Consider the following 24,343-nt stretch of genomic DNA (forward strand, 5'->3'; position numbering starts at 1 on the left):
GAGCGTCCGGCCACGATGCCGTCGGCTTTCCGCGTCTTGCCCAGGAGTTTTGCGGCATGCATGCCACACCCGCTTCCTCTGATCGCGCACCCGTCAGCGCAACGCTGCCGTTGCTCGCACTCGCAGCCGGCGCGTTCGGCATCGGGACCACCGAGTTCTCGCCCATGGGCCTGCTGCCCGTGATTGCCGAAGGCGTGCACGTATCGATTCCGCAGGCCGGCATGCTCATCAGCGCCTATGCCATCGGCGTGATGCTCGGTGCGCCCGTCATGACGCTGCTGCTGGCACGTTGGCCGCGCCGCTCGGCGTTGATTGCGCTGATGAGCATCTTCACGCTCGGCAACCTGTTGTCGGCCATCGCGCCGAATTACACGACGCTGCTGCTTGCGCGTCTGGTGACCAGCCTGAACCATGGCGCGTTCTTCGGGCTGGGCTCCGTGGTGGCGGCGAGCCTCGTACCGCGCGAGAAGCAGGCGAGCGCCGTGGCGACCATGTTCATGGGGCTGACGATTGCCAACGTGGGCGGCGTGCCGGCGGCCACGTGGCTCGGCCAGATGATCGGCTGGCGCATGTCGTTCATGGCGACGGCGAGCCTCGGCCTCATCGCCATCGCGGGCCTGTTCGCGGCGTTGCCCAAGGGTGACGCCGGCAAGATGCCGAACCTGCGCGCCGAGCTGCGCGTGCTGACGAGCCCCGTCGTCGTGGGTGCGCTGCTGACCACGGTGCTGGGCGCCGGCGCGATGTTCACGCTGTACACCTATGTGGCCCCCACGCTGGCCCAGCTGACCGGCGCCACCCCCGCTTTCGTGACGGCCATGCTCGTGCTGATCGGCGTTGGGTTTTCCATCGGCAACATGGCGGGAGGCCGGCTGGCGGATCGCTCGCTCGACGGCAGCCTCATCGGTTTCCTGGTGCTCCTGATCGCGACGATGCTGGCTTTTCCCGTGCTTGCAAAAACGCATGCCGGCGCCGCAGCTGCGTTGCTGGTGTGGGGCATTGCCACGTTTGCCGTCGTGCCGCCGCTGCAGATGCGCGTCATGCGCGCGGCCGCGGAGGCCCCCGGTTTGGCGTCGTCGATCAACGTGGGGGCGTTCAATCTGGGCAACGCGCTCGGAGCGGCGGCCGGCGGCGCGGTCATTTCGGCGGGTTTCGGCTATGCGGCGGTGCCCGTGGCCGGTGCGCTCATCGCGGCCGGGGGCCTATTGCTGGTGCTGCTGCAGGTGGCGCAGCGCCGGAGCCGGCTTGCGGTGAACCCGTAGTCGATTCCGAGCCTGGCGGTCTTGTGCATCGCCACCAAGAAAAAAGCCGCTCCGGAGAGCGGCTTCAGCAGCAGTTGCGCCGGGGTCAGTCGTCCAGCAGCGACAGGTCGCGCACGGCGCCCTTGTCGGCCGACATCACCAGCTTCGCGTAGGCCTTCAGCGCTGCCGACACCTTGCGCGGACGCGGCTTCGCCGGCTTCCAGCCCTTGGCGTTCTGCTCTTCGCGGCGGCGTGCAAGTTCCTCGTCCGACACGAGCACGTTGATCGTGCGGTTCGGGATATCGATGCGGATGCGGTCGCCGTCGCGCACGAGGCCGATCGCGCCGCCTGCCGCCGCTTCCGGCGAGCAGTGCCCGATCGACAGGCCCGAGGTGCCGCCCGAGAAGCGGCCATCCGTCAGCAGCGCGCACGCCTTGCCCAGGCCTTTGGACTTGATGTAGCTCGTCGGGTACAGCATTTCCTGCATGCCGGGGCCGCCCTTCGGCCCTTCGTAGCGCACGATCACCACGTCGCCGGCCTTCACCTTGTCGTTGAGGATGTTCTCGACCGCTTCGTCCTGCGATTCGGTCACGTGCGCGGTGCCCTCGAACACGAGGATGCTCTCGTCGACGCCGGCCGTCTTCACCACGCAGCCGTCGAGCGCGATATTGCCGGTCAGCACGGCGAGGCCGCCTTCCTTCGAGAACGCATGCTCGTACGAGCGGATGCAGCCTTCGGCGCGATCGAGGTCGAGGCTCGGCCAGCGCGTGTTCTGGCTGAACGCGACCTGCGTCGGGATACCGGCGGGACCGGCGCGGTAGAACGTCTGCACGGCTTCATCGGACGTGCGGACGATGTCCCACTGATCCAGCGCGTCCTTCATCGTGGGCGCATGCACGGTCGGCACGTCGGTGTGCAGCTTGCCGGCACGGTCGAGCTCGCCGAGGATCGCCATGATGCCGCCGGCGCGATGCACGTCCTCGATGTGGTACTTGTTCGTGTTCGGCGCGACCTTGCACAGCTGCGGCACGACGCGCGACAGGCGGTCGATGTCCTTCATCGTGAAGTCGATGCCGGCTTCCTGAGCAATCGCCAGCAGGTGCAGGATCGTGTTGGTCGAACCGCCCATCGCGATGTCGAGCGTCATCGCGTTTTCGAACGCCTTGAAGCCGACCGAGCGCGGCAGCACGCGGTCGTTCTCCTGTTCGTAGTATTCGCGGGTCAGCTCGACGATGCGGCGGCCGGCGCGCTTGAACAGCTGCTCGCGGTCCGCGTGCGTCGCGACGACGGTGCCGTTGCCCGGCAGCGCCAGGCCGAGCGCTTCGGTCAGGCAGTTCATCGAGTTCGCGGTGAACATGCCCGAGCATGAGCCGCAGGTCGGGCACGCCGAGCGTTCGACTTCCGCGACTTCGGCATCTGAATACGACTGGTCGGCCGCGATCACCATCGCGTCGACGAGGTCGAGCTTCTTCAGTTCGACGGTCTTGGTGACCGGGTTCGCGAGGCGCGTCTTGCCGGCTTCCATCGGGCCGCCCGACACGAAGATCACCGGAATGTTCAGGCGCATCGCGGCCATCAGCATGCCCGGCGTGATCTTGTCGCAGTTCGAGATGCAGACCATGGCGTCGGCGCAATGCGCGTTGACCATGTATTCGACCGAGTCGGCGATGATGTCGCGGCTCGGCAGCGAATAGAGCATGCCGTCGTGGCCCATGGCGATGCCGTCATCGACGGCGATCGTGTTGAATTCCTTCGCGACGCCGCCGGCGGCTTCGATCTCGCGCGCGACGAGTTGGCCGAGATCCTTCAGGTGCACGTGCCCGGGCACGAACTGCGTGAACGAGTTGACGACCGCGATGATCGGCTTCTGGAAATCTTCGTCTTTCATGCCGGTGGCGCGCCACAGCGAGCGGGCCCCCGCCATGTTGCGGCCGGCGGTGGAGGTTTTGGAACGGTATGCGGGCATTTTGGGTACGGAAGCAAGTCGATTGTGGGGCGGGCCACGCGGATACAGGCCCTCGCGCGCCCGTGCAACCGGCCTCTTGAGCCACGCCCGGGGCAAAACAGGGATTATCCCACGCCGCGCCGGGCGCGTTGTCCTGCATCCTCGTCCTGCCGGACGTGCAATGAAAAAGCCGCTTCTGCATCAACAGAAGCGGCTTTGGAATCTGGTGCCCGGGGTCGGACTCGAACCGACACGCCTTGCGGCGGGGGATTTTGAGTCCCCTGCGTCTACCTGTTTCACCACCCGGGCAGGTGCGAACGAGCCGGCAATTATGCCAGAAGTTCGGCTCGCCCAACAAGGCAGGCGGGGCGACGGGCCGCGGCTCAGCCCGCCTTGTGCGCGTTCTGCAGTTCCAGCACGCGCAGCAAGGACGACGTATCGTCGTATCCCCAGCCGTTGGCCACCAGCGCGTTGAGCTGCGAGGCCACCAGCTCCATCGCCGGCATCTGCAGGCCCAGCTCGTGGGCGATCTCGCGCACGAGGCCGAAGTCCTTGTCGTGCAGGCGCGCTTCGATGCCGGCGGCAAAGTTCCGCTCGGCCATCTTGGGGCCCATCATGTCGAGCATGCGGCTGCCGGCAAAGCCGGGCCGGATGGCGTCCAGCACGCGCGCGGGGTCGGTGCCTTGCTCGCGCGCAAACAGCATCGCTTCGGCAATGCCCTGGATGTTGATGACCTGCACGATCTGGTTGCACGCCTTGGCAACCTGGCCCGACCCGGCCGCACCGATATAGGTGATGGTCGTGCCCAGCAGCTGAAGCAGCGGGCGCACGCGCTCCAGCACCTCGGGCTTGCCGCCCACCATGATGGACAGCGTGGCCTTCTGCGCGCCCATCGTGCCGCCCGAGACGGGCGCATCCAGGAACTCCAGCCCCGCCGCTTCCAGTTCCGCCGCAATGCGCCGCGTAGCCACGGCGGAGATCGTGCTGTGGTCGATGCAGACCGCACCACGCGGTGCGCCGTGGATGACGCCGTACGGCCCCAGCAGCACGGCTTCGACGTCGGCGGTGGAGGTGACATTGGTGAAGATGACCTCCGCGTCGCGCGCGGCCTCGGCCGGCGTGGCGACCGGCTCCGCACCTAGGGTGCGGGCGTTGTCGGCCGCTTCCGGGCGGCGCACATAGGCACGCACGGTATGGCCGGCGGCGATCAGGTGCTGGACCATCGGCGTGCCCATGTTGCCGAGGCCGATGAAGGCGAGTCGTGTCATGGCGAATCTCGAATCTGTGTTGCTCGGGTTTAACGCGGGCCGGCGTAGGCGAACCGGCCGTTCCTGATGATGCCCATCACGCGCGAGCGCTGGTCGAAGCCCTGGTGATCCTGTGCATTCAGGTTCAGCACGCCGTTGGGCACGGTCAGGTCTCGCGTGGTTTCCAGCGCGTCGCGCAGGGCGGCGCGAAAGGCCGGGGTGCCCGGCTGCGTGCCGGTCTTGAGCGCACGGGCGGTGGCATTGTCGAGCAACTGCCACGCGCCCCACGCATCGCCCGCAAACTGCGTGACGGTGTTGGGGCCGTACCTGGCCTCGTAGCGCTCGGCAAATTCCACCGCGACCTTGCGCACCGGATGGCTGGCTGGCAACTCGCGGGCGACGACGACCGGGCCGGTGGGGAACAGCGTGCCTTCCACGTCCTTGCCGCCCACTTTCAGGAATTCCGTGCTGGCGATGCCATGCGTCTGGTAGATCCGGCCCTTGTAGCCGCGCTCGACCAGGGTGCGCTCGGGCAGCGCGGCCGGCGTGCCCGAGCCCGCGATCAGGATGGCATCCGGCCGGGCGGCCATCAGCTTGAGCGCCTGCCCGGTGACGCTGGCGTCCGTGCGCGCAAAGCGCTCGTTGGCGACGACGTGCAGCTTGCGCACGTCGGCCAGCTTCGAGAACTCGCGCCACCAGCTCTCGCCATACGCGTCGGCAAAACCGATGAAGCCGACGGTACGCACGCCGGTATCCGCCATGTGCTGCGTGACGAGCGTCGCCATGTGCGAATCGTTCTGGGGCATCTTGAAGGCCCAGTGGCGCTTGGCGTCCTGCGGTTCGACGATGGAGGCGGAGGCGGCCAGCGCCACCATGGGCGTCTGCCCTTCGGCCACGGCGTCGAGCGAGGCGAGCGCCGTCGGCGCGATGGTCGGGCCGACGATCACATCGACCTTCTCTTCGGCGATCAGCTTGCGCACATCGCGCACCGCCACCGAAGGGTCCGATGCATCGTCGAGGATGATGACCTGCGCGCGGTGGCCCCCGATCGTCGCGGGCCACATCTGCACGGTGTTCTTGCTCGGGATGCCGATGGCCGCGGCGGGTCCGGTGCTCGACAGCACCACGCCGACGCGGATATCGGCGTGGGCGGGCAGGGCGATGGCGGCAGCGCCGGCGAACAGCGCGAGGCCGCATATACGGTCGAAGAGGCGGCGACGTCGGGTCGTCATGAGGTCTCCAGGCCTGTCAGGCGGAATTCGGGGCGATTCAAAGCTCGTACGCTTCGTGCTCGCCGGACATCAGCTGCTCGACCAGCTTGCGTGTGAGCGTCGGCGCGAACAGTTCGATGAATGTGTAGACGAAGCCACGCAGGTACGCCCCCTGCTTGATGCCCAGGTGGGTGACGTTGGTGCCGAACAGGTGCCCGGCCGGAATTGCGCGCAGGTTGCGGTCGCGCTCGGCATCGAACGCGACGCCGGCCACGATGCCCACACCCAGGCCGACTTCCACGTAGGTCTTGATCACATCCGCGTCGATGGCCTCGAGCACGATGTCCGGCTTCATCTGGCGCAGCTCGAATGCGTGGTCGATCTTCGGACGGCCGGCAAAGTGCTGGTCGTACGTGATGATCGGATAGCCCTTCAAGTCGTCGAGCGTCAGGTTCGGGCGGGAGAGGAGCGGGTGGTCGGGCGGCGTCACCACCACGTGCTGCCACTGGTAGCCCGGGATCGAGATCAGGTCCTTGATCTGCGAAAGCCCTTCGGTGGCGATGGCCAGGTCGGCCTGGTCGTGCAGCACCATCTCGGCGATCTGCGCCGGCGTGCCCTGCTGAATGGACAGGCGCACCTTCGGGTACTTGCGCGTGAATTCGGCGATCGCCTTGGGCAGTGCGTAACGGGCCTGCGTGTGCGTGGTCGCGATGGTGAAGTTGCCCTGGTCCTGCGCGGCGTAGTCCTTGCCCACGCGCTTGAGGGTTTCGACTTCCTCCAGTACCCGCTCGACGGAAGCGAGAATGCGTCGGCCGGGCTCCGTGAGACCCCGGATGCGCTTGCCGTGCCGCGTGAAGATATCGACACCCAGTTCCTCTTCCAGCTCGATGATGGCCTTGGAGACCCCGGGTTGTGATGTGTAGAGCGCTTTCGCCGCCTCGGTCAGGTTGAATTTCTGCCGGACGGCCTCGCGAACGAAGCGAAATTGATGAAGGTTCATGGCGCGCGATCGGATGCGAAGAAAAGCGAGCGATCAGAACGCTACTTATAACCCACGCCATATAAACAAACAATTTTTTATTGGTTTGGGATATGAGGCCGCTTCATTACGATGCTCGAACTTCGTGATAACACGCCCACACTGTCCCTCGTGTCCCCCGCGCCATGACGCTTGCTTATACGGTTTCCGGTCTGCTGGTCGGCCTGCTGGTCGGCCTGACGGGCGTGGGCGGCGGTTCGCTGATGACCCCGCTGCTGACGCTGATGTTCGGCTTTTCGCCGGCGACCGCCGTGGGCACCGATCTGGCATTCGCCTCGCTGACCAAGGGTGTCGGCACGATCGCGCACCGCAGCCATGGGCATGTCCGCTGGGACATCGTCAAGCGCCTGTGCCTCGGTAGCCTGCCGGCCGCGCTGATCACGGTGATCGTGCTGAAGAACGCGGGCAACCTCGATGCCGAGTGGATGCACGTGATCCGCGTGACGATCGGCGTGTCGGTCATCCTGACGGTGATCTCGCTGCTGTTCCGCCAGCGTGTGCTGGGCTGGCTCGCCCGCAACCCGCGCTATCGCCTGCAGGGCTCGACGCTGGCTGTGGCAACCATCATCGTCGGCGTGGTGCTCGGGGTGCTGGTGACGGTGTCGTCGATTGGCGCCGGCGCCGTCGGCGCGACGCTCATCCTGATCCTGTATCCCGAATTGAAGAGCGCCGAGGTGGCCGGCACCGACATCGCCTACGCCGTGCCGCTGACCGCCGTGGCAGGCCTGGGCCACATGTACCTCGGCACGATCGACTGGAACCTGCTGGCCTCGCTGCTGGTGGGCTCCATCCCCGGCATCTGGCTGGGGGCGCGCCTGTCCAGGAATCTGCCGGAACGTCTGGTGCGCGGCGCGCTTGCCGCCACGCTGACGGTCACGGCCATCAAGCTGGTGTCGTGATGCGCAACGTCATGCCGACCCTGCTTGTGTGTTGCTGCTGTCGTTGAGCGACGGCAGCAGCCACATCACGAAACGCTTTCCCCCAAATTGAATCGCACGCCGGCGCCAGCCGGAATGGACTGAACAGTCATGTACCAATACGACGCTTACGATCACCGCCTCGTCGCCGACCGCGTTGCGCAGTTCCGCGACCAGGTGCGCCGCCGTATTTCGGGCGAACTGACGGAAGAAGAGTTCCTGCCGCTGCGCCTGCAGAACGGCCTGTACTACCAGCGCCACGCCTACATGCTGCGCGTGGCGATCCCATACGGCCACCTGCGTGCCAACCAGCTGCGCATGCTCAGCCACATCGCCGCCGAGCACGACCGCGGCTACGGCCACTTCAGCACGCGCCAGAACATCCAGTACAACTGGATCGAGCTGGAACAGGTGCCCGACATCCTCGCCAAGCTGGCGTCGGTGGAAATGCACGCCATCCAGACCTCCGGCAACTGCGTGCGCAACATCACGACCGACCAGTTTGCGGGCGTTGCGCCGGATGAGTTCGTCGATCCGCGTCCGCTGGCGGAAATCCTGCGCCAGTGGTCGACGTTCCACCCGGAGTTTGCCTTCCTGCCGCGCAAGTTCAAGATCGCCATTTCGGCCACGCGCGAAGACCGCGCCGTGACCCAGCTGCACGACATCGGCGTGTATGTGTACGAAAAGAACGGCCAGACGCTGCTGCGCATCCTGGCCGGTGGCGGCATGGGCCGCACCCCGATCCTCGGCGCGATCATCAAGGAAGACCTGCCGTGGCAGCACATGCTGTCGTACATCGAGGCGGCCATCCGCGTGTACAACCGCTACGGCCGCCGCGACAACAAGTTCAAGGCGCGCATCAAGATCCTGGTCAAGGCCATCGGCGCCGAAGAATTCGCGCGCCAGGTGGAAGAGGAATGGCACGCCACGAAGGACGGCCCGTCGACCATCACGCAGGCCGAGTTCGACCGCGTGGCCAAGTTCTTCGCACCGCCCGCCTACGAGAAGCTGGCCGACACCGACGCCGGCTACGAGAAGGCTCTGCTCGAGAACAAGGCGTTTGCGCGCTGGGTCAGCCGGAACGTGCATGCGCACCGCGTGCCCGGCTACGCAGCGGTGACGCTGTCGCTCAAGCCGGGCGTGGCGCAGCCGCCGGGCGATGCCACCGCCGAGCAGATGTCGCTGGTGGCGGATTGGTCCGAGCGCTTCGGCTTTGGGGAAGTGCGTGTCGCACACGAGCAGAACCTGATCCTGCCCGACGTGAAGAAGCGCGATCTGTTCGAGCTGTGGCAGCTGGCCAAGGCCAACGGCATGGCGACCGCCAACATCGGCCTGCTGACCGACATCATCGCGTGCCCGGGCGGCGATTTCTGCTCGCTGGCCAATGCCAAGTCGATCCCCATCGCGCAGGCCATCCAGGCGCGCTTCGATGACCTCGATTACGTGTACGACCTGGGCGAGCTGTCGCTCAACATCTCGGGGTGCATGAACTCGTGCGGCCATCACCACGTCGGCAACATCGGCATTCTCGGTGTCGATAAGCACGACGAGGAGTGGTACCAGGTGTCGCTGGGCGGCGCGCAGGGCAACGATTCGGCGATCGGCAAGGTCATCGGCCCGTCGTTCAAGGCCGAGGAAATGCCCGACGTGATCGAACGCATCATCGACACCTTCGTGGCCCACCGCACGGACGACGAGCGGTTCATCGACACCTATCACCGCATCGGGCTGACGCCGTTCAAGGAACGTGTCTATGCCCACAGCGACAAGCAGACTGCCTAAGCCCAGGGAAACGAACATGAGCAAGATCATCAAGCTGCAAAACGGTGCCCCGCAGATCGTGGCGGACGCGTGGACGGTGCTGCGCGCCCCCGAAGGCGGCGAGCTGACGCAAGCCGAAGTGGATGCCGCTTCGCACGCCATCGTGCCGCTGGCATTCTGGCAAGCCCATCGCGATGCGCTGCTCGGCCGCGCGCGTGCCGGCACGCTGGCGGTGTGGCTGGCGCCGGACGACGAGCCGTTCGCGCTGGAAGCCGACCTGCCGAACCTGTCGCTGGTGGCGGTCGATTTCCCGGTCTTCCGCGACGGCCGCGGCTACAGCACGGCGTTCCTGCTGCGCCAGCGCCTAGGCTTCACGCGTGAGCTGCGCGCCATCGGCGACGTGCTGCGCGACCAGCTCGACTTCATGCGCCGCTGCGGTTTCGACGCCTACGCCGTGCGCGCCGACAAGAGCATCGAGGATGCGCTGAACGGCTTCGGCGAGATCAGCGTGCGCTACCAGGGCGCCATCGACGACCCGCGCCCGCTGTTCCGCCGCGAGCGTGCCGTGCAGGAGGCCGCGTGAGCGACGTTCAGGACGTGAGCGTGTCGGAAGTGCCGGTGTCCGCGATCGGGCGACCGGCGCTGTGGACGCGTCCTCCGTACACCGGCACGGCACAGGCGCTGGCGGCCAAGGAGGCCACGCTGTTCGCGCGCCTGGCTGAAATCGCCGGCAAGCACGGTGTGGCGAAGTTCGCCACGAGCCTGGCCGCCGAAGACATGGTCGTGACCGACGCCATCCTGCGCAGCCCCGAGGCGGTGCGTGCACACCTGCCGATCTTCACGCTGCAGACGGGCCGGCTGCATGCGGAAACGCTGGCAATGCTCGACCGCATCCGCGAGCACTACGGTCATGCGATCGAGCAATACGCACCGGACGCCCGCGCCGTCGAGGCCTACGTGCGCGACCACGGCCTGAACGCCTTCTACGACAGCATCGAGCTGCGCAAGGCCTGCTGCAACATCCGCAAGGTGGTGCCGCTGAACCGCGCGCTCAAAGATGCCGATGCATGGCTCACCGGCCAGCGCCGCGAGCAGGCCGTGACGCGTGCCGACCTGCCGTTTGCCGAAGACGACGACGCTCGCGGCATCGCCAAGTACAACCCGCTGTTCGACTGGACGGAGGCCGAGGTCTGGGCCTACCTCGAGCAGCACAACGTGCCCACCAATGCGCTGCACGACAAGGGCTACCCCAGCATCGGCTGCGAGCCCTGCACGCGTGCGGTACGCGCCGGCGAAGACGTGCGCGCCGGCCGCTGGTGGTGGGAATCGCGCGACAGCAAGGAATGCGGTCTGCATGCGACAAACCTGTCGCACAAAGCTTGAGGAAATGAAGATGGGAGTGATGAGCGAGATCCCCGGCACGGCGCTGACGCCTGTGCAGAACGACCACCTCGACTGGCTCGAAGCCGAGTCGATCTACATCATCCGCGAAGTGGTGGCCGAGTGCCGCAACCCGGCACTGCTCTTCTCGGGCGGCAAGGATTCGATCGTCATGCTGCACCTGGCGCTCAAGGCCTTCCGGCTGGGCGACCGCAAGATCGAACTGCCGTTTCCGCTGGTGCACATCGACACGGGTCACAACTACCCGGAAGTGATCGCGTTCCGCGACCAGCGCGTGGCCGAGCTCGGCGCGCGCCTGGTGGTCGGCCATGTGGAGGATTCCATCAAGCGCGGCACCGTACGCCTGCGCAAGGAAACCGATTCGCGCAACGCCGCCCAGGCCGTCACGCTGCTCGAAACCATCGAAGCCCACGGCTTTGACGCCCTGATGGGCGGGGCCCGCCGCGACGAAGAGAAGGCCCGCGCCAAGGAGCGCATCTTCTCGTTCCGCGACGAGTTCGGCCAGTGGGACCCGAAGGCCCAGCGCCCTGAACTCTGGAGCCTGTACAACGCCCGCATGGCGCAGGGCGAACAGATGCGCGTGTTTCCGATTTCGAACTGGACGGAGCTCGACGTCTGGCAGTACATCGCCCGCGAGAACCTCGCCCTGCCGCCGATCTACTACGCGCACCAGCGTGAAGTCGTGCGCAAGAACGGCCTGCTGGTGCCGGTCACGCCGATTACGCCCAAGGCCGACGGCGATGTGAGCGAAGTCCTGTCGGTTCGCTTCCGCACGGTGGGCGACATCAGCTGCACGTGCCCGGTGGCGAGTACCGCCGCCACACCGGCCGAGATCATCGCCGAGACGGCCATCACCGAGATCACCGAACGCGGTGCCACGCGCATGGACGACCAGACGAGCGAAGCCTCGATGGAAAAGCGCAAGAAGGAAGGGTATTTCTGATCATGACGAATCAAGCAACGCACCAAGGCCTGCTGCGCTTCATCACCGCCGGTTCGGTCGACGACGGCAAGAGCACGCTGATCGGCCGCCTGCTGTACGACAGCAAGGCCGTGCTGACGGACCAGCTGCAGGCGCTCACGCGTGCCAAGAACAAGCGCACCGCCGGCGAAGACATCGACTTCTCGCTGCTGACCGACGGGCTGGAAGCCGAGCGCGAGCAGGGCATCACGATCGATGTGGCATACCGCTACTTCTCGACCGCACGCCGCAAGTTCATCATTGCCGATACGCCGGGCCACGAGCAGTACACGCGCAACATGGTGACGGGCGCATCCACCGCGCACGCCGCCATCATCCTGATCGACGCCACGCGCGTGACGACCGTGGACGGCAAGGCGCAACTGCTCGCCCAGACCAAGCGCCATTCGGCCATCGTCAAGCTGCTCGAACTGCAGCACGTGATCGTGGCCGTCAACAAGATGGACCTGGTCGACTACAGCGAAGCGCGCTTCAACGAAATCCGCACCGCCTACGATGCGCTGGCCGTACAACTCGGCCTGCAGGATCACGAACATGCGGTGCGCTACGTGCCGGTCTCGGCCCTGCGCGGCGACAACATCGTGCATGCGTCCGAAGCCATGCCGTGGTACCAGGGCGAGCCGCTGCTGGCGCTGCTCGAAGACCTGAAGGTGGAAGAGACGGCACCGGTAGGTGACGATGCGCTGCGCTTCCCGGTCCAGCTCGTGGCGCGCCAGGACGGGTCGCAGGCGGACGACTTCCGCGGCTACATGGGCCGCGTCGAAGCCGGTACCGTGCGCGTGGGCCAGGCCGTGCGCGTGCTGCCCGCCAACCGCGAGACGACGGTTGCCGAAGTGCTGACGCCCAACGGCGCCGCCGACTCCGCCGGCCCGGGCGAAACCATCACCGTGCGGCTGGCCGATGACGTCGACGTCTCGCGCGGCGATACCATCGTCGCGGCGCCGACGACTGCCGCCAGCGCCGCCAGGAAGCTGCATGCCGATCTCTGCTGGTTCGACGAGCACGAGCTGAACCCGGCCCGCAAGTACGTGCTCAAGCACACAACCGCCACCGTGTTCGCGCGCGTGTCGGAAGTCGAGCGCGTGCTGGACGTGCACACGCTGTCGCACGAAACCGGGCGCAAGCAGATCGCGCTGAACGACATCGGCACGGTCAACATCAGCCTGCAGAAGCCGATCGTGTGCGATGCCTACGGCGACAATCCGGCGACCGGCGCCTTCATCCTGGTGGACGAAGCGACGCACCACACCGTGGCCGCTGGCATGATCCGTGCATTTTCCTGAGGTGGAGACGGCGCGGTGACACACGCCGTCCGGAAAAGCAAAGGAAGCCAATCCATGCAAGCGAAGACCCGCAAAACCCTCGGCCGTGTGAGCCTGATTGGTGCCGGCCCCGGTGCTGCAGACCTCATCACGGTGCGCGGTGCACGATTGTTGGGCGAGGCCGAAGTCGTGCTGCACGACGCACTGGTTTCGCCGGAGGTCTTCCGGTACTGCCCGCAGGCAGTGCTGATCCCGGTGGGCAAGCGCTGCGGCCAGCGCTCGACCGCGCAGCGCTTCATTAACCGCCAGCTGGTCGACCTGGCGACCAAGTACCAGCGCGTGGTGCGTCTCAAAGGCGGCGATCCGATGCTGTTCGGCCGCGCCGACGAGGAACTGCAGGCGCTTGAGCAAGCCGGCATCGACTACGAGGTCGTGCCGGGCATCACGGCGGCGCTGGCCGCGGCGTCGGCCATCCGCCAGCCGCTGACCAAGCGGGGTGTGGCGCGCAGCGTGGCGTTCGTCACGCAAGCCAAGGCTGCCGATCCCGACACGCCACCACCCGAAGGTGTCACACCGGAACCGGCCGCACAGGCCGATTCGCTCGTCTATTACATGGGCCGCGACCAGGCAGCTTCCATCGCCGCCGATCTGATCGCCCGCGGCCGCGCGCCCTCGACACCCGCGTGGGTCGTCGAGGCGGCCACCACGCCCGAGCAGCGCTCGGCGTGCTTCACGCTGCAGCAGATGGCCGACGGCGCTGCCGCCGCGTGGATCGACCCCGAGCATCCGAGCCTGCTGATGATCGGCGACGCGTTTGCCGTGCGGGCGAGCGCCGCCGCGCCGGAGGTGCTCGTCAGCGAGCCGCATATCCTGGCCGCCTGAGCATCGTCAGAACGCCAGCGCCACCTTCCCGAAGACGGCACCGGCCTCAAGCGCGCGGAACGCATCGGGCGCCTCCTGCCACGGCAGTACCTGGTCGACGATCGGGTGCAGGCCGTGCGCCGCCAGCGCGCGGTTCATCGCCTCGAACGACCCGCGCGACCCCACAGATGCGGGCCGGATGACGGCCTTGCGGGCGAATATCTCCAGCGGATTCACACCACCGTCGCGCCCGGCGAGGTAGCCGATCAGGTGGATCTGTCCACCCACCCGCAATGCCTTCAGCGAACGTTGCAGCGTGCCGCCTCCACCGACTTCGATCACGTGGTCGACGCCGCGGCCGTCCGTGCGTGCGAGCACCGCTTCATGCCATTCGGGCGTCACGCGGTAGTTGACGGTGTCCGACTCGGGCACGCCCAACGTCTGCACGCGTTCGAGCTTGGCATCGCTGCTTGACAGCACGATCGGCCGAGCGCCCGCCATGAGCGCAAACTGCACCGCGAACATCGCCACGCCGCCCGTGCCTTGCACGAGCACGGTTTCGCCGGGCTGCAGGTTGCCTGTTTCGATCAGGCAATGCCACGCCGTGAGCCCCGCGCAGGGCAGGGTGGCGGCTTCTGCGTCGCTCAGGTGCCGGGGCACGAGCACGCTGCCGCCCGCATCCAGGCGGATCGTTTCGGCCAGCCAGCCGTCGATCGGGCCGCCGAGCATGCGGCGTGTGTCGGCATTGCGGAAGTCGCCGCCGTCCCAGCGCTGCCAGAACGTGCCGGCGACGCGATCGCCAACGCACACGCGACTGACGTTCTCGCCCACCGCGATGACGTGGCCTACGCCATCCGAAAGTGGAATCAGCGGCAGCGGGAAGCGCGTGAAGAACGTGCCCGAGACGATCTCCAGGTCACGGTAGTTGAGTGAGGCAGCGCGCGTGCGCACGATGATCTCGTCCGGACCAGGCGTGGGATCGTCGCGCTCGATGGGGTGCAAGGCGTTGATGCCGTAACCGTCGGTCAGTGCCAAGGCTTTCATGGTCGTCCTCGTGGTGGGGTGGAAGGGCCACGCAAAACGCGTGTGGCACTACTGTGGCGCCTGGCTTAAGATGAATCCAATTCAATTTGTTCAGATTCAATATAACTGGTAGGAATGTCGCCATGCTCGAAGAGATGCGTACCTTTGTGCTGCTGGCGCAGACGGGCTCCATTGCCCGCGTGGCGGAGCGCCTGCCGCTCACGCAACCTGCCGTCACCAAGCAGATTCAGCGGCTGGAACGCGCGCTCGATACCGTGCTGTTCGATCGGCGCGTCAAGCCGTTTCGTCTGACCGCGGAGGGCGAGGCGATCCTGGCGCGCTGCCGCACCATCGTCGGGGAGTTCGAAGCGCTGCGAGGCAGCGTGCGCACCACGGCCGAGCCGGAAGGCGTGCTGCGGGTGGGCGTCAGCCATGCCGTGGGCGATGCCCGCTTTGCACGGACGCTGTCGGCGCTGCGGCAGCGCTACCCGGCCGTTTCGTTTCGGCTCAGCTGCGAGTGGGGCGGCGTGCTGCGCGAGCGGCTCAAGCGCGCCGAGCTGGACGCCGCGCTGTGGCTGGCGCCTTCGAATACCGCGGGTCACCATGCCGACGCGGATGTGCGCGTGATTGGCACCGAGGCTGTCAGCCTGATCGCCGCGCCGGCCCGCAAGCTGCCGCATGCGCTGTCGATGGCGCAGGTGCGGGACGAGGCGTGGGTGCTCAACCCGGCTGGCTGCGAGATGCGCGCGTGGCTGCTGAGCCGTTACGAGGCCGATCGCGTGACGCCGAATGTCGCCGCCGAGGTGCAATCGGTGCCGCTGCAGCACGCGCTCGTGGCAGAGGGCTTCGGGCTCGGGTTTGCGCCCGTGCGGCTCATCCGGGCCCAACTGGCCGAGGGTTCGCTGTCGATGCACAAGCTCGCCTCGGCGCCTGCCGACTGGGATGTCTGCGTGCAACGTGCGCCGTCGCTGGGCCGCCTAGCGCAAGTGGTGGATGCACTCGAGTCTGCGCTGTCGACGCAAGCGGCCGCAGAGCGTTAATCTCTGATCCTCCCTTCGGATACCTGCGATGCCGCACGTCATCATCGAATACACCGCCAATGTCGAGGCCGACGCCCGCATTCCCGAGCTGATGCGCGTGCTCAGCGATGTGCTGATCCGCCACGCCGACGTCTTCCCCATCGGCGGCATCCGCACGCGTGCGCTGCGCCTCGACCAATACCGCATGGCAGACGGCTCGGAAGACGACGCGTTCATCCATGTCACGTTCCGCATCAAGGCCGGGCGGCCCAAGAGCGTGACCGGGCCGGTCTGTGCGGAGATGTTTGCCGCGGCCCGTGCGCACCTGGCCGACGTATTTGCGCGTCGCTATCTGGGCCTGACGCTGGAACTGATCGAGTTCGACACGCACGGCTTCCACGTCGAGAACAACGTGCATGCGCGTTTTGCACGCGCGCCGCAGCCGCTACCTGGCCAGATCAGCTGAGCTGCCGCGCGCAATAGCCGGCGATGGCATCGAGCACGGCGTCGTCCTCGCCAACGGCATCGGCGCAATGGATGGAAAGGGTGGGATGGGCCTGCGCGCATTGCGCAACGAGCGCGGGCAGATCGCGCCGCAAGTGCCCGCCCTGGCCGAAGAACACCGGCACGATGGTGATGCGGTGGGCGCCGGCTGCGGCCAGGTCGTCGATGGTGCCGGGCAGGTCGGGCGCCATCAGTTCAAGGAAGGCGAGGCGGACGTCAACGTCCGGTTGCTGCACACAGAGGCGATCCTTCAGGCGGTCAAACGGCTCCCGCCAGCGGGCGTCGCGCGCGCCGTGCGCAAACAGGACGAGCGCGCGCGCGGCCATCAGTGGCGCTCCACCCAGCGCAGGCTCACCAGCGCCAGCGCCAGATACAGCGCCCCGGGCACGATGGCCGTGAAGATGGCCGGCCACGTGTTGAGCAGGCCAACGTGCGAGAACAGGTTGTTCACCAGCTGGAACGACAGCCCCAGCATGATGCCGCCGAACACCTTCAGGCCGACCGCTCCGGCACGCGCATGCAGGTACGCAAACGGCAGCGCCAGCGCCATCATCACCAGCACCGTGAACGGATAGACCACCTTCTTCCACAGGGCGATCTCGTAGCGCTGGGTGTCCTGCTTGTTGTCGCGCAGATGGCGGATGTACTGGAACAGGTCCAGCGTCGCCATGCGGTCGGGCGTCACCATCAGCACCGACAGGATCTGCGGCGTGAGTTCGGAACGCATCTCCTGCTGTGGCACCTTGGTCTGCTCGCCGCGGAAGTCCGGCGCCAGTGCATCCGGGGCGCCGGGCACGGCCTGCACGGTGTCCCGCGATGCCACGGTGCCGGGCTTGCGCGGGAACTCGATGAAGCGCGTTTCCGTCACGTCATTCAGCTGCCAGTTCTGGTGGCCCTGATAGCGCGCCTGCTGCGCCACGCGGATCGAGCTCAGCCGGTAGTCCGCATCGAATTCATAGATGCGCAGGCCCTTGATGGACTGATCGGGCTGCAGGCTGCCCACATTGACGAACCGGGTGACCTCGCCGCCGCTGCCGTCGGCCTTGGCGGGGCCGCGATCCTTGACCCACACGCCCGAGCGGAAGCCGGCAGACACTGTGGCGCCCAGCGCCTCGAGCCGCACCTTCTGCGCGTATTGCTCCGATTTCGGCCCGATGAACTCGCCGAACACGTAGGTCACCAGCGCCAGGGGCAGCGCGATCTTGAACAGCGAGAGCAGCGCCCGCTTCGTGTCGAGCCCGGCCACGCGGAAGATCGTGAACTCCGACTGGCTCGCCATCTGCGAGAACACGTAGATGGCACTGATGAGCGCCGCCACCGGAATCACTTCATACACGCGCGTCGGCGCCTGCAGCAGCACGTGGAAGAACGCGATGAGCGTGGTGTAGCGCCCGACGACCGAGCCGAGCTCGCCAAGCATGTCGAAAAAGATGAACAGCGCCAGCACCGCAAACAGGATGAAGACGAACACCCCGTAGATCTGGCGCGCAAAGTACTTCTCGTAGACCGGCATCTTCATCATGCGCCCGCCTTGGTCTGTGCCGCCCGCGAAGCGAAGCCCAGCAGCGCCGAAATGCCCTTCAGGCCGGCCGCGCTGTAGTGGCGGAAGCGGAACAGCAGCACAGCGCAGATGAAGGCGACGAGGTGGATCGGCCACCACGCCATGAATACGTTCATCTTGCCCTGCGAGACCCACGCCTGCGACAGGTTCAGCAGGTTCGAGTACGTCAGGTAGATCAGCACCGCGAAGATCATCGGCGTGTAGCGGCCCAGACGCGGGTTGACGTAGGCCAGCGGAATGGCGATCAGCACGAAGTTCAGCGCCAGCAGCGGCAGCCCGATCCGCCAGACCAGCTCGCCGAGATTTTCGGGCGTCGGGTTGGCGAGCAGGTCCTTGGTGGAGCGGCTCTTGGTCGGCAGGTTGGCGTCGGCCTGGGGTGGCTTGTTGGCGACCTTCACACCGTATTTGTCGAATTCGACGATGCGGTAGTCGAGCTTGCCGGGCGTGCCTTCATAGCGGCGGCCCTTGTCGAGCACGACGAAGCGGTCGCCGTTGGGCATGGTCTTGAACTCGCCGGTCTTGGCCAGCGCCACGCCGATCTTGTCCTGCTCGGCATTGGCGACGAACAGGTTGCGGGCGTGCTTCATGCCGGAATCCACGCCTTCGATGAACAGCACGTAGTTCCCGTGCGCGGGCTCGATGAAGCGGCCGGCGGAGATCATCGACAGCACGTCGCGCTGCTCGAAGCGGTCGCGGAACAGCGCGCTCTGCTGGTTGGCCCAGGGCCAGCCGAACAGCGCCAGCAGCGCCACCAGCACGATGAACGGCAGCGAGAAGCGCAGCACGGGGCGGATGAAATCCGTCAGGCTGATGCCCGAGGTGAACCACACCACCATCTCGGAATCCTTGTACCAGCGCGTCAGCACCAGCAACACCGAGATGAAGAGCGTGGCGCACAGCAGAATCGCCAGGTAGCCCAGCGTTGCCAGGCCGATGAGGAGCAGGACGTCGTTCGGATTCGCCTCGCCGTTGGCGGCCATGCCGAGGATGCGGATCACCAGGGTGGTCAGCATGAACGTCAGCAGCACGAGAAAGACGGCGCCGGCGGTGAAGGACAGCTCGCGTCGCAGGGCTTGTTCGAAAATCATGCGGATGCGGGATGGGAGGGCGAGGTCATGACCAGTGTGCGTTCCACCGGAGCCCCTGCGCAAAATCGCGGATAATGTGGGCTTTCGTTGACTCGCCTCATAGAGAGAAGCGCGATGGAATTTAGCACAAAAGCCCTGGACTGGGCCAAAGCGGGCGCCCTGGCCGCCAAGAGCGATTGCCTCGTGATCGGTCTGTTCGAGTCGCAGACCCTGGCCGGCGCCGCCAAGGCGCTGGACGCAGCCACCAAGGGCCTGGTGGGCCGCCTGATCAAGCTGGGCGACTTTGAAGGCAAGCGCGGCACGTCGCTGCTGCTGCACGAAGTGGCCGGCGTGGGCGCCGCCCGCGTGCTGCTGGTCGGGCTCGGCAAGGAGGCCGACCTGACCGACCGGGCCTATGCCGAAGCCGTGCGTACCGCACTGCGCGCGCTGGCCGGCACCAAGGCCGCCAACGTCACGTGGACGCTCACCGAACAGTCCGCCCGCGACAAGGACACCGCCTGGTCCGTGCTGACCACCGTCACGCTCATCCGCGAAGCGAGCTACCGCTTCATCGAGCGCCATCCCGAACTCAAGAGCAAGCGCGACAAGAACGGCGCCGCCAGCGGCCTGCGCAAGGTCGTGCTGGCTGTGCCGGCGGCCGACGCCAAGGCCGCCAGCGTGGCCGCCGCCCGCGGCACCGCCATCGCCAACGGCATGGACCTCACGCGTGACCTGGGCAACCTGCCGTCCAATATCTGCACGCCGACCTACCTGGCCAACACCGCGCGCCAGATCGCCAAGGATTTCAAGCTGAAGGTCGAGGTGCTCGGCCGCAAGCAGATCGAAGCCCTGAAGATGGGCGCGTTCCTGGCCGTCACCAAGGGCAGCGAAGAGCCGCCGCAGTTCATCGTGCTGCGTTACGAGGGCGGGTCGCCCAAGCAGGCGCCGGTCGTGCTCGTCGGCAAGGGCATCACGTTCGATACGGGCGGTATCTCGCTCAAGCCGGGCGAGGGCATGGACGAGATGAAGTACGACATGTGCGGCGCTGCGTCCGTGCTCGGCACGCTGCGCGCCGTGGCCGAGATGGGCCTCAAGCAGAACGTCATCGCCGTGGTGCCGACCTGCGAGAACATGCCCAGCGGCATCGCGACCAAGCCGGGCGACGTGGTCACCAGCATGTCGGGCCAGACCATCGAGATCCTGAACACCGATGCCGAAGGCCGCTTGATCCTGTGCGACGCGCTCACCTACGTGGAGCGCTTCAAGCCGGCCGTGGTGATCGACGTGGCCACGCTGACGGGCGCCTGCATCATCGCGCTCGGCCACGTCAACACCGGCATGTACGCCCGCAGCGATGCGCTGGCCGATGCGCTCATCGCTGCCGGCAAGCAGTCGCTCGACACCGCCTGGCGCATGCCGCTGGACGAGGAGTACCAGGAGCAGCTCAAGTCCAACTTTGCCGACATGGGCAACATCGGCGGCCGGCCGGCCGGCAGCGTGACGGCGGCCTGCTTCCTGGCACGCTTTACCGAGAAGTACGACTGGGCCCACCTGGACATCGCCGGCACCGCCTGGAAGAGCGGCGCGGCCAAGGGCGCCACGGGCCGGCCGGTGCCGCTGCTTACGCGCTTCCTGATGGACCGCGGCTGATCCATCGCAGGCAAGGCATCGTATGACGCGCGTCGATTTCCACAGCAACGTGCCCGGCAAGCTGGCCTACGCCTGCCGGCTGGTGCGCAAGGCTTACGGCGCGGGCCAGAACGTGATCGTGGTGGGGGATCGCGCCGCGCTCGAAGCGTTCGACACGCAGTTGTGGACCTTCAGCGCACTCGACTTCCTCCCGCATTGCGGCCTGCGGCACCCGCTGGCCGCCCAGACGCCCATCCTGCTGGCCGATGCATCCGAGCCGCTGGACGACGCGCCGCATCACGACATCCTCGTCAACCTGTCGTTCGATCCGCCACCGCTGTTTGCGCGCTTCGAGCGGCTGATCGAGATCGTCGGCGATGACGATGCCGACCGCGCCGCTGCACGGGAGCGCTTCCGCTTCTACCGCGATCGCGGTTATCCGATCCAACACCACGACGTGGGGCGCGCATGAGCGACGGACGCTATCCCGGCTCGCAAGCGGACAACAACATCCCTGTTCTGACGGAGATCGTCGAGCTGGACGACGCCCCGCCCGTGGCTGAGCCGGTTGCAGAGCCGGCTTCGGCGCCGGCGAACGTCGTCCCGCCCGCGCTGCGCGAGCAGGGTCTGGCGCCCACCTCAGCCATGCCGCCCTCCGGCACCGACGCCGCACGCGTGATGGGCCACGTGATGTGGCGCTTCCAGACCGAGTGGCCTGCGCTGATCGAAACGCAATGCCGCGAGGCCATGGAATCGCGCCTGGCACTGCTGAGCGAGCAACTGGCCGCCGACCTGACCCGCACGCTGGAGGCCCGGCTGATGGATTGGCTCGGTGCGGCGCTGGAGGATGCGCTGGCTGCCGAGCGCAAGCCGCCGCACCGCTGATTCCGCAAAAGAAAAACCCGCCGATGGCGGGTTTTTTGTTGGGACGCCGTCCGGACTCAATCCGTCACGGCGCCCTTGCTGGCCGGTGCCGCGAGTTTCGCGAACTTCGCCAGCACGCCACGGGTGTAGCGCGGCGCCGGCTGCTTCCATGCGGCGCGGCGGCGCGCGAGCTCGTCGTCCGGCACGTTCAGCTGCAGCAGGCGCTGGTGCGCGTCAATGGTGATCGAGTCGCCTTCCTGCACCAGCCCGATTGTCCCGCCGACGTATGCTTCCGGCGCGACGTGCCCCACCACCATGCCCCACGTGCCGCCCGAGAAGCGACCGTCGGTAATGAAGCCCACCGACTCACCCAGGCCCTTGCCGATGATGGCCGACGTCGGCGCGAGCATTTCCGGCATGCCCGGGCCGCCCTTGGGCCCGAGATAGCGCAGCACGAGAATGTCCCCGGCCTGGATGCGATCGCCCAGGATCGCGTCCATCGCGCTCTGCTCGTCGTCGAACACGCGGGCCGGGCCGGTGATGACGGGGTTCTTCAGCCCGGTGATCTTCGCCACGGCGCCTTCCGGCGCCAGGTTGCCCTTCAGGATCGCGAGGTGGCCTTCCTTGTAGAGCGCACGGTCAAGCGGCAGGATCACGTCCTGATCCGCGCGCGGCTGGTCGGGCACGTGCGCGAGCTCTTCGGCGAGCGTCCTGCCGGTGATGGTGATGCAATCGCCGTGGAGCAGGCCGGCGTTGAGCAGGATCTTCATGACCTGCGGGATGCCGCCGGCCGCGTGCAGATCGGTCGCCACGTACTGGCCTGACGGCTTGAGGTTGCAGATGACCGGCACGCGCTGGCGCATGCGCTCGAAATCGTCGATGGTCCACTCCACTTCGGCAGCGTGCGCGATGGCGAGGTAGTGCAGCACCGCGTTGGTCGAGCCGCCCGTGGCCATGATGACGGCCACGGCATTTTCGATGGACTTGCGCGTGATGATGTCACGCGGCTTGAGGTCGCGGCGCACCGCCTCGACCAGCACGCGGGCCGATTCAGCGGCGCTGTCGACTTTCTCCTGGTCAGGATTGGCCATCGTCGAGGAATACAGCAGCGACATGCCGAGCGCCTCGAACGACGAACTCATCGTGTTGGCCGTGTACATGCCGCCGCACGAACCGGAGGTGGGGCACGCGTTGCGCTCCACGCCTTCGAAGTCTTCCTCGCTCATGCGACCGGCGGTGAATTCGCCCACGGCCTCGAACGACGACACGATGGTCAGGTCCTTGCCCTTCCAGTGCCCCGGCTTGATGGTCCCGCCGTACACGTAGATGCCCGGCACATTCGTGCGCGCCAGGGCGATCATGCCGCCGGGCATGTTCTTGTCGCAGCCGCCGATGACGACCACGCCGTCCATCCATTGGCCGTTGACGCAGGTCTCGATGCAGTCGGCAATCACCTCGCGCGAGATCAGCGAGAACTTCATGCCCTCGGTGCCCATCGACATGCCGTCGGAGATGGTCGGCGTACCGAAGGTCTGCGGATTGGCCTTCGCCTCCTTGATGGCAGCCACGGCCGCATCCGCGAGTTTCTGCAGGCCCGAGTTGCAGGGCGTGATCGTCGAATGGCCGTTCGCCACGCCGATCATCGGGTTGTTGAAATCTTCCTTCTTGTAGCCCAGCGCGTAATACATCGAGCGGTTGGGCGAGCGCGCCACGCCTTGCGTGATGTGCTGGGAACGCTTGTTGTCTGGCATGGGGTCTCCGTGGGCGTTGTTCTGTGGCGCTCAGCATGCGCTTGGACGAAAGGCGCGTCAAATATATTATTGATAGCCCATTGATTCATAAAACATATCAATCGCTGACATGGACCTGCGCCAACTGCGCTATTTCGTGACGGTGGCCGAAGAGCTGCACTTCGGTCGCGCTGCCGAGCGGCTTGCGATGACGCAGCCGCCGCTGTCGCAACAGATTCGCGCGCTGGAAGAGGAGCTCGGCGTCACGCTGTTCCATCGCACGCAGCGTTCGGTCGCGCTCACGCCGGTGGGGGCGCGGTGGCTCGTCGAGGTGCGGCGCGTCCTCGCCGAGGCCGGGGCACTACCGGCGCTGGCCCAACGCCTGGCGCGCGGGGAAGTCGGTTCGCTGTCGCTGTCCTTCGTCAGCACGGCTGACTACGGCATCCTGCCCGCCGTGCTGCGGCACTTTCGTGACGTGCGGCCGGACGTGCAGCTGCAGCTGCGCGAGGCCACCAGCGATGTGCAGATCGAGGCGCTTCTGGCCGGCGAAGTCGATGCTGGCATCGTGATTGCACATCACGCCGGCTCGGTGCCCGGCGAGCTGGAATACCGCCCGCTGGTGCGCGAGCCGCTCGTGCTGGCCGTACCGGCTTCGCGGGCCGCGCGGTGGGGCATCGGGCCGGGCCAGCCGTTCCCGTTGGCCGACGCTGCGGCCGAGCCGCTCATCATCTTCCCGCGCCGGTCCGCGCCTGCGCTGTATGACATCATTACCGGCTATCATGCCGCGCACGGCGGCCGGCCTGAAGACGCCGGGGCTGCCACGCGCATCGGCCAGGAAGCCATCCAGATGCAGACCATCGTCAGCCTCGTCTCGGCTGAGATGGGCGTGGCGCTGGTGCCCGCTTCGCTATGCAACCTGCAGCGGACCGGCGTGGTCTATCTTGAACTCGCCGCGCCGAGTCCCGTCATCGAGACCGGCCTGGTGTGGCGGCGCGATGCGGCCTCACCGGTGCTGCCGTGGTTCGTGGCCAGCGCCGAAGCGGTCGCCAGGCTGCAAGAAGACAACCAAACCTGAAACACAG

23 protein-coding genes and 1 tRNA gene are annotated in these 24,343 nt (G+C 66.8%); 14 read left to right on the forward strand and 10 right to left on the reverse strand.

Annotated features, from left to right (window positions below):
* The first annotated feature begins 56 nt into the window (after nucleotides 1-56).
* Nucleotides 57-1,259, forward strand: coding sequence for an MFS transporter (locus tag KHN96_RS13810; RefSeq protein ID WP_062737869.1), 1,203 nt, complete (start codon nucleotides 57-59; stop codon nucleotides 1,257-1,259).
* 85 nt (nucleotides 1,260-1,344) lie between these two features.
* Here KHN96_RS13810 and ilvD (KHN96_RS13815) read toward each other — a convergent pair whose 3' ends face one another.
* The 5 genes from ilvD (KHN96_RS13815) to KHN96_RS13835 all read right to left on the reverse strand — a co-directional run bounded on the left by ilvD (KHN96_RS13815) (nucleotide 1,345) and on the right by KHN96_RS13835 (nucleotide 6,641).
* Complete coding sequence (gene ilvD / locus KHN96_RS13815) at nucleotides 1,345-3,204, reverse strand: dihydroxy-acid dehydratase (protein ID WP_062737868.1); 1,860 nt, start codon at nucleotides 3,202-3,204, stop codon at nucleotides 1,345-1,347.
* 203 nt (nucleotides 3,205-3,407) lie between these two features.
* A tRNA-Leu gene (locus KHN96_RS13820) sits at nucleotides 3,408-3,492 on the reverse strand.
* A gap of 74 nt (nucleotides 3,493-3,566) precedes the next feature.
* Nucleotides 3,567-4,451 (reverse strand): NAD(P)-dependent oxidoreductase, encoded by an 885-nt coding sequence (locus tag KHN96_RS13825; protein ID WP_062737833.1) that lies wholly within the window; start codon nucleotides 4,449-4,451, stop codon nucleotides 3,567-3,569.
* Nucleotides 4,452-4,480: 29 nt separating this feature from the next.
* Nucleotides 4,481-5,662, reverse strand: coding sequence for an ABC transporter substrate-binding protein (locus KHN96_RS13830; RefSeq protein ID WP_062737832.1), 1,182 nt, complete (start codon nucleotides 5,660-5,662; stop codon nucleotides 4,481-4,483).
* A 37-nt stretch (nucleotides 5,663-5,699) separates the two neighbouring features.
* Nucleotides 5,700-6,641, reverse strand: coding sequence for a CysB family HTH-type transcriptional regulator (locus KHN96_RS13835; RefSeq protein ID WP_045787488.1), 942 nt, complete (start codon nucleotides 6,639-6,641; stop codon nucleotides 5,700-5,702).
* A gap of 164 nt (nucleotides 6,642-6,805) precedes the next feature.
* Here KHN96_RS13835 and KHN96_RS13840 point away from each other — a divergent pair, with 164 nt between their 5' ends.
* The 7 genes from KHN96_RS13840 to cobA all read left to right on the forward strand — a co-directional run bounded on the left by KHN96_RS13840 (nucleotide 6,806) and on the right by cobA (nucleotide 13,885).
* A complete protein-coding gene (locus tag KHN96_RS13840) occupies nucleotides 6,806-7,579 on the forward strand; it encodes a sulfite exporter TauE/SafE family protein (RefSeq protein ID WP_045787487.1) in 774 nt (257 codons plus the stop codon).
* 129 nt (nucleotides 7,580-7,708) lie between these two features.
* Nucleotides 7,709-9,379: a nitrite/sulfite reductase gene (locus tag KHN96_RS13845; RefSeq protein ID WP_115044065.1), complete on the forward strand. Its 1,671-nt coding sequence runs from the start codon at nucleotides 7,709-7,711 to the stop codon at nucleotides 9,377-9,379.
* Nucleotides 9,380-9,395: 16 nt separating this feature from the next.
* A complete protein-coding gene (locus KHN96_RS13850) occupies nucleotides 9,396-9,941 on the forward strand; it encodes a DUF934 domain-containing protein (protein WP_045787485.1) in 546 nt (181 codons plus the stop codon).
* Nucleotides 9,938-10,741 carry a phosphoadenylyl-sulfate reductase gene (locus KHN96_RS13855; protein WP_045787484.1) on the forward strand — a complete coding sequence of 268 codons (804 nt, stop codon included), beginning with the start codon at nucleotides 9,938-9,940 and terminating at the stop codon, nucleotides 10,739-10,741. The genes KHN96_RS13850 and KHN96_RS13855 overlap by 4 nt, the downstream gene beginning before the upstream one ends.
* 10 nt (nucleotides 10,742-10,751) lie before the next feature.
* Nucleotides 10,752-11,702 carry a sulfate adenylyltransferase subunit CysD gene (gene cysD, locus KHN96_RS13860; protein WP_045787483.1) on the forward strand — a complete coding sequence of 317 codons (951 nt, stop codon included), beginning with the start codon at nucleotides 10,752-10,754 and terminating at the stop codon, nucleotides 11,700-11,702.
* A gap of 2 nt (nucleotides 11,703-11,704) precedes the next feature.
* On the forward strand, nucleotides 11,705-13,024 hold the full coding sequence (locus tag KHN96_RS13865; RefSeq protein ID WP_062737831.1) for a sulfate adenylyltransferase subunit 1: 1,320 nt from the start codon (nucleotides 11,705-11,707) through the stop codon (nucleotides 13,022-13,024).
* A gap of 54 nt (nucleotides 13,025-13,078) precedes the next feature.
* Complete coding sequence (gene cobA, locus KHN96_RS13870) at nucleotides 13,079-13,885, forward strand: uroporphyrinogen-III C-methyltransferase (protein WP_045787481.1); 807 nt, start codon at nucleotides 13,079-13,081, stop codon at nucleotides 13,883-13,885.
* 6 nt (nucleotides 13,886-13,891) lie between these two features.
* Here the strand turns inward: cobA and KHN96_RS13875 are convergent, their stop codons facing one another.
* The gene (locus tag KHN96_RS13875) at nucleotides 13,892-14,908 is read right to left on the reverse strand and encodes a zinc-dependent alcohol dehydrogenase family protein (RefSeq protein WP_062737830.1); all 1,017 of its coding nucleotides are present in this window, start codon (nucleotides 14,906-14,908) and stop codon (nucleotides 13,892-13,894) included.
* A 122-nt stretch (nucleotides 14,909-15,030) separates the two neighbouring features.
* On the opposite strand from KHN96_RS13875, the gene KHN96_RS13880 reads away from it, so the two are divergent.
* Together KHN96_RS13880 and KHN96_RS13885 are read left to right on the forward strand one after the other, a co-directional pair.
* Entirely contained in the window at nucleotides 15,031-15,927 is an 897-nt protein-coding gene (locus tag KHN96_RS13880; RefSeq protein ID WP_062737829.1) for a LysR family transcriptional regulator, read from the forward strand.
* Between the two features lie 28 nt (nucleotides 15,928-15,955).
* Complete coding sequence (locus KHN96_RS13885; RefSeq protein ID WP_115044063.1) at nucleotides 15,956-16,372, forward strand: 5-carboxymethyl-2-hydroxymuconate Delta-isomerase; 417 nt, start codon at nucleotides 15,956-15,958, stop codon at nucleotides 16,370-16,372.
* Here KHN96_RS13885 and KHN96_RS13890 read toward each other — a convergent pair.
* The 3 genes from KHN96_RS13890 to lptF are packed head-to-tail and all read right to left on the reverse strand — an operon-like array spanning nucleotide 16,365 to nucleotide 19,059.
* Nucleotides 16,365-16,736, reverse strand: coding sequence for a sirohydrochlorin chelatase (locus KHN96_RS13890; RefSeq protein ID WP_045787477.1), 372 nt, complete (start codon nucleotides 16,734-16,736; stop codon nucleotides 16,365-16,367). The two genes, KHN96_RS13885 and KHN96_RS13890, sit on opposite strands and share 8 nt — an antisense overlap.
* Nucleotides 16,736-17,929: an LPS export ABC transporter permease LptG gene (gene lptG, locus KHN96_RS13895; RefSeq protein ID WP_045787924.1), complete on the reverse strand. Its 1,194-nt coding sequence runs from the start codon at nucleotides 17,927-17,929 to the stop codon at nucleotides 16,736-16,738. Before lptG ends, KHN96_RS13890 begins: the two co-directional genes overlap by 1 nt.
* Complete coding sequence (gene lptF / locus KHN96_RS13900; RefSeq protein WP_045787476.1) at nucleotides 17,929-19,059, reverse strand: LPS export ABC transporter permease LptF; 1,131 nt, start codon at nucleotides 19,057-19,059, stop codon at nucleotides 17,929-17,931. Before lptF ends, lptG begins: the two co-directional genes overlap by 1 nt.
* 114 nt (nucleotides 19,060-19,173) lie before the next feature.
* Here lptF and KHN96_RS13905 point away from each other — a divergent pair, with 114 nt between their 5' ends.
* Genes KHN96_RS13905 through KHN96_RS13915 form a run of 3 tightly spaced genes read left to right on the forward strand, consistent with a single transcriptional unit; the run spans nucleotide 19,174 to nucleotide 21,552 of the window.
* Nucleotides 19,174-20,688, forward strand: coding sequence for a leucyl aminopeptidase (locus tag KHN96_RS13905; protein ID WP_045787475.1), 1,515 nt, complete (start codon nucleotides 19,174-19,176; stop codon nucleotides 20,686-20,688).
* A gap of 22 nt (nucleotides 20,689-20,710) precedes the next feature.
* Nucleotides 20,711-21,139, forward strand: coding sequence for a DNA polymerase III subunit chi (locus tag KHN96_RS13910; RefSeq protein ID WP_045787474.1), 429 nt, complete (start codon nucleotides 20,711-20,713; stop codon nucleotides 21,137-21,139).
* Complete coding sequence (locus KHN96_RS13915) at nucleotides 21,136-21,552, forward strand: hypothetical protein (RefSeq protein WP_062737828.1); 417 nt, start codon at nucleotides 21,136-21,138, stop codon at nucleotides 21,550-21,552. The genes KHN96_RS13910 and KHN96_RS13915 overlap by 4 nt, the downstream gene beginning before the upstream one ends.
* Before the next feature lie 56 nt (nucleotides 21,553-21,608).
* Here KHN96_RS13915 and ilvD (KHN96_RS13920) read toward each other — a convergent pair whose 3' ends face one another.
* Nucleotides 21,609-23,282, reverse strand: a complete 1,674-nt coding sequence (ilvD, locus tag KHN96_RS13920) for a dihydroxy-acid dehydratase (protein ID WP_045787472.1) — start codon at nucleotides 23,280-23,282, stop codon at nucleotides 21,609-21,611.
* Between the two features lie 109 nt (nucleotides 23,283-23,391).
* Here ilvD (KHN96_RS13920) and KHN96_RS13925 point away from each other — a divergent pair, with 109 nt between their 5' ends.
* The gene (locus tag KHN96_RS13925) at nucleotides 23,392-24,336 is read left to right on the forward strand and encodes a LysR family transcriptional regulator (RefSeq protein WP_062737827.1); all 945 of its coding nucleotides are present in this window, start codon (nucleotides 23,392-23,394) and stop codon (nucleotides 24,334-24,336) included.
* Nucleotides 24,337-24,343: the final 7 nt, after the last annotated feature.

Source organism: Ralstonia mannitolilytica, assembly GCF_905397375.1.
Classification (GTDB): domain Bacteria; phylum Pseudomonadota; class Gammaproteobacteria; order Burkholderiales; family Burkholderiaceae; genus Ralstonia; species Ralstonia mannitolilytica.

Excerpts from the sequence above, each read along its gene's own strand:
- KHN96_RS13810 (WP_062737869.1), top strand. The coding sequence starts at position 57 with ATGCATGCCACACCCGCTTCCTCTGATCGCGCACCCGTCAGCGCAACG.
- ilvD (WP_062737868.1), bottom strand. The coding sequence starts at position 3,204 with ATGCCCGCATACCGTTCCAAAACCTCCACCGCCGGCCGCAACATGGCG.
- KHN96_RS13825 (WP_062737833.1), bottom strand. The coding sequence starts at position 4,451 with ATGACACGACTCGCCTTCATCGGCCTCGGCAACATGGGCACGCCGATG.
- KHN96_RS13830 (WP_062737832.1), bottom strand. The coding sequence starts at position 5,662 with ATGACGACCCGACGTCGCCGCCTCTTCGACCGTATATGCGGCCTCGCG.
- KHN96_RS13835 (WP_045787488.1), bottom strand. The coding sequence starts at position 6,641 with ATGAACCTTCATCAATTTCGCTTCGTTCGCGAGGCCGTCCGGCAGAAA.
- KHN96_RS13840 (WP_045787487.1), top strand. The coding sequence starts at position 6,806 with ATGACGCTTGCTTATACGGTTTCCGGTCTGCTGGTCGGCCTGCTGGTC.
- KHN96_RS13845 (WP_115044065.1), top strand. The coding sequence starts at position 7,709 with ATGTACCAATACGACGCTTACGATCACCGCCTCGTCGCCGACCGCGTT.
- KHN96_RS13850 (WP_045787485.1), top strand. The coding sequence starts at position 9,396 with ATGAGCAAGATCATCAAGCTGCAAAACGGTGCCCCGCAGATCGTGGCG.
- cysD (WP_045787483.1), top strand. The coding sequence starts at position 10,752 with ATGGGAGTGATGAGCGAGATCCCCGGCACGGCGCTGACGCCTGTGCAG.
- KHN96_RS13865 (WP_062737831.1), top strand. The coding sequence starts at position 11,705 with ATGACGAATCAAGCAACGCACCAAGGCCTGCTGCGCTTCATCACCGCC.
- cobA (WP_045787481.1), top strand. The coding sequence starts at position 13,079 with ATGCAAGCGAAGACCCGCAAAACCCTCGGCCGTGTGAGCCTGATTGGT.
- KHN96_RS13875 (WP_062737830.1), bottom strand. The coding sequence starts at position 14,908 with ATGAAAGCCTTGGCACTGACCGACGGTTACGGCATCAACGCCTTGCAC.
- KHN96_RS13880 (WP_062737829.1), top strand. The coding sequence starts at position 15,031 with ATGCTCGAAGAGATGCGTACCTTTGTGCTGCTGGCGCAGACGGGCTCC.
- KHN96_RS13885 (WP_115044063.1), top strand. The coding sequence starts at position 15,956 with ATGCCGCACGTCATCATCGAATACACCGCCAATGTCGAGGCCGACGCC.
- KHN96_RS13890 (WP_045787477.1), bottom strand. The coding sequence starts at position 16,736 with ATGGCCGCGCGCGCGCTCGTCCTGTTTGCGCACGGCGCGCGCGACGCC.
- lptG (WP_045787924.1), bottom strand. The coding sequence starts at position 17,929 with ATGAAGATGCCGGTCTACGAGAAGTACTTTGCGCGCCAGATCTACGGG.
- lptF (WP_045787476.1), bottom strand. The coding sequence starts at position 19,059 with ATGATTTTCGAACAAGCCCTGCGACGCGAGCTGTCCTTCACCGCCGGC.
- KHN96_RS13905 (WP_045787475.1), top strand. The coding sequence starts at position 19,174 with ATGGAATTTAGCACAAAAGCCCTGGACTGGGCCAAAGCGGGCGCCCTG.
- KHN96_RS13910 (WP_045787474.1), top strand. The coding sequence starts at position 20,711 with ATGACGCGCGTCGATTTCCACAGCAACGTGCCCGGCAAGCTGGCCTAC.
- KHN96_RS13915 (WP_062737828.1), top strand. The coding sequence starts at position 21,136 with ATGAGCGACGGACGCTATCCCGGCTCGCAAGCGGACAACAACATCCCT.
- ilvD (WP_045787472.1), bottom strand. The coding sequence starts at position 23,282 with ATGCCAGACAACAAGCGTTCCCAGCACATCACGCAAGGCGTGGCGCGC.
- KHN96_RS13925 (WP_062737827.1), top strand. The coding sequence starts at position 23,392 with ATGGACCTGCGCCAACTGCGCTATTTCGTGACGGTGGCCGAAGAGCTG.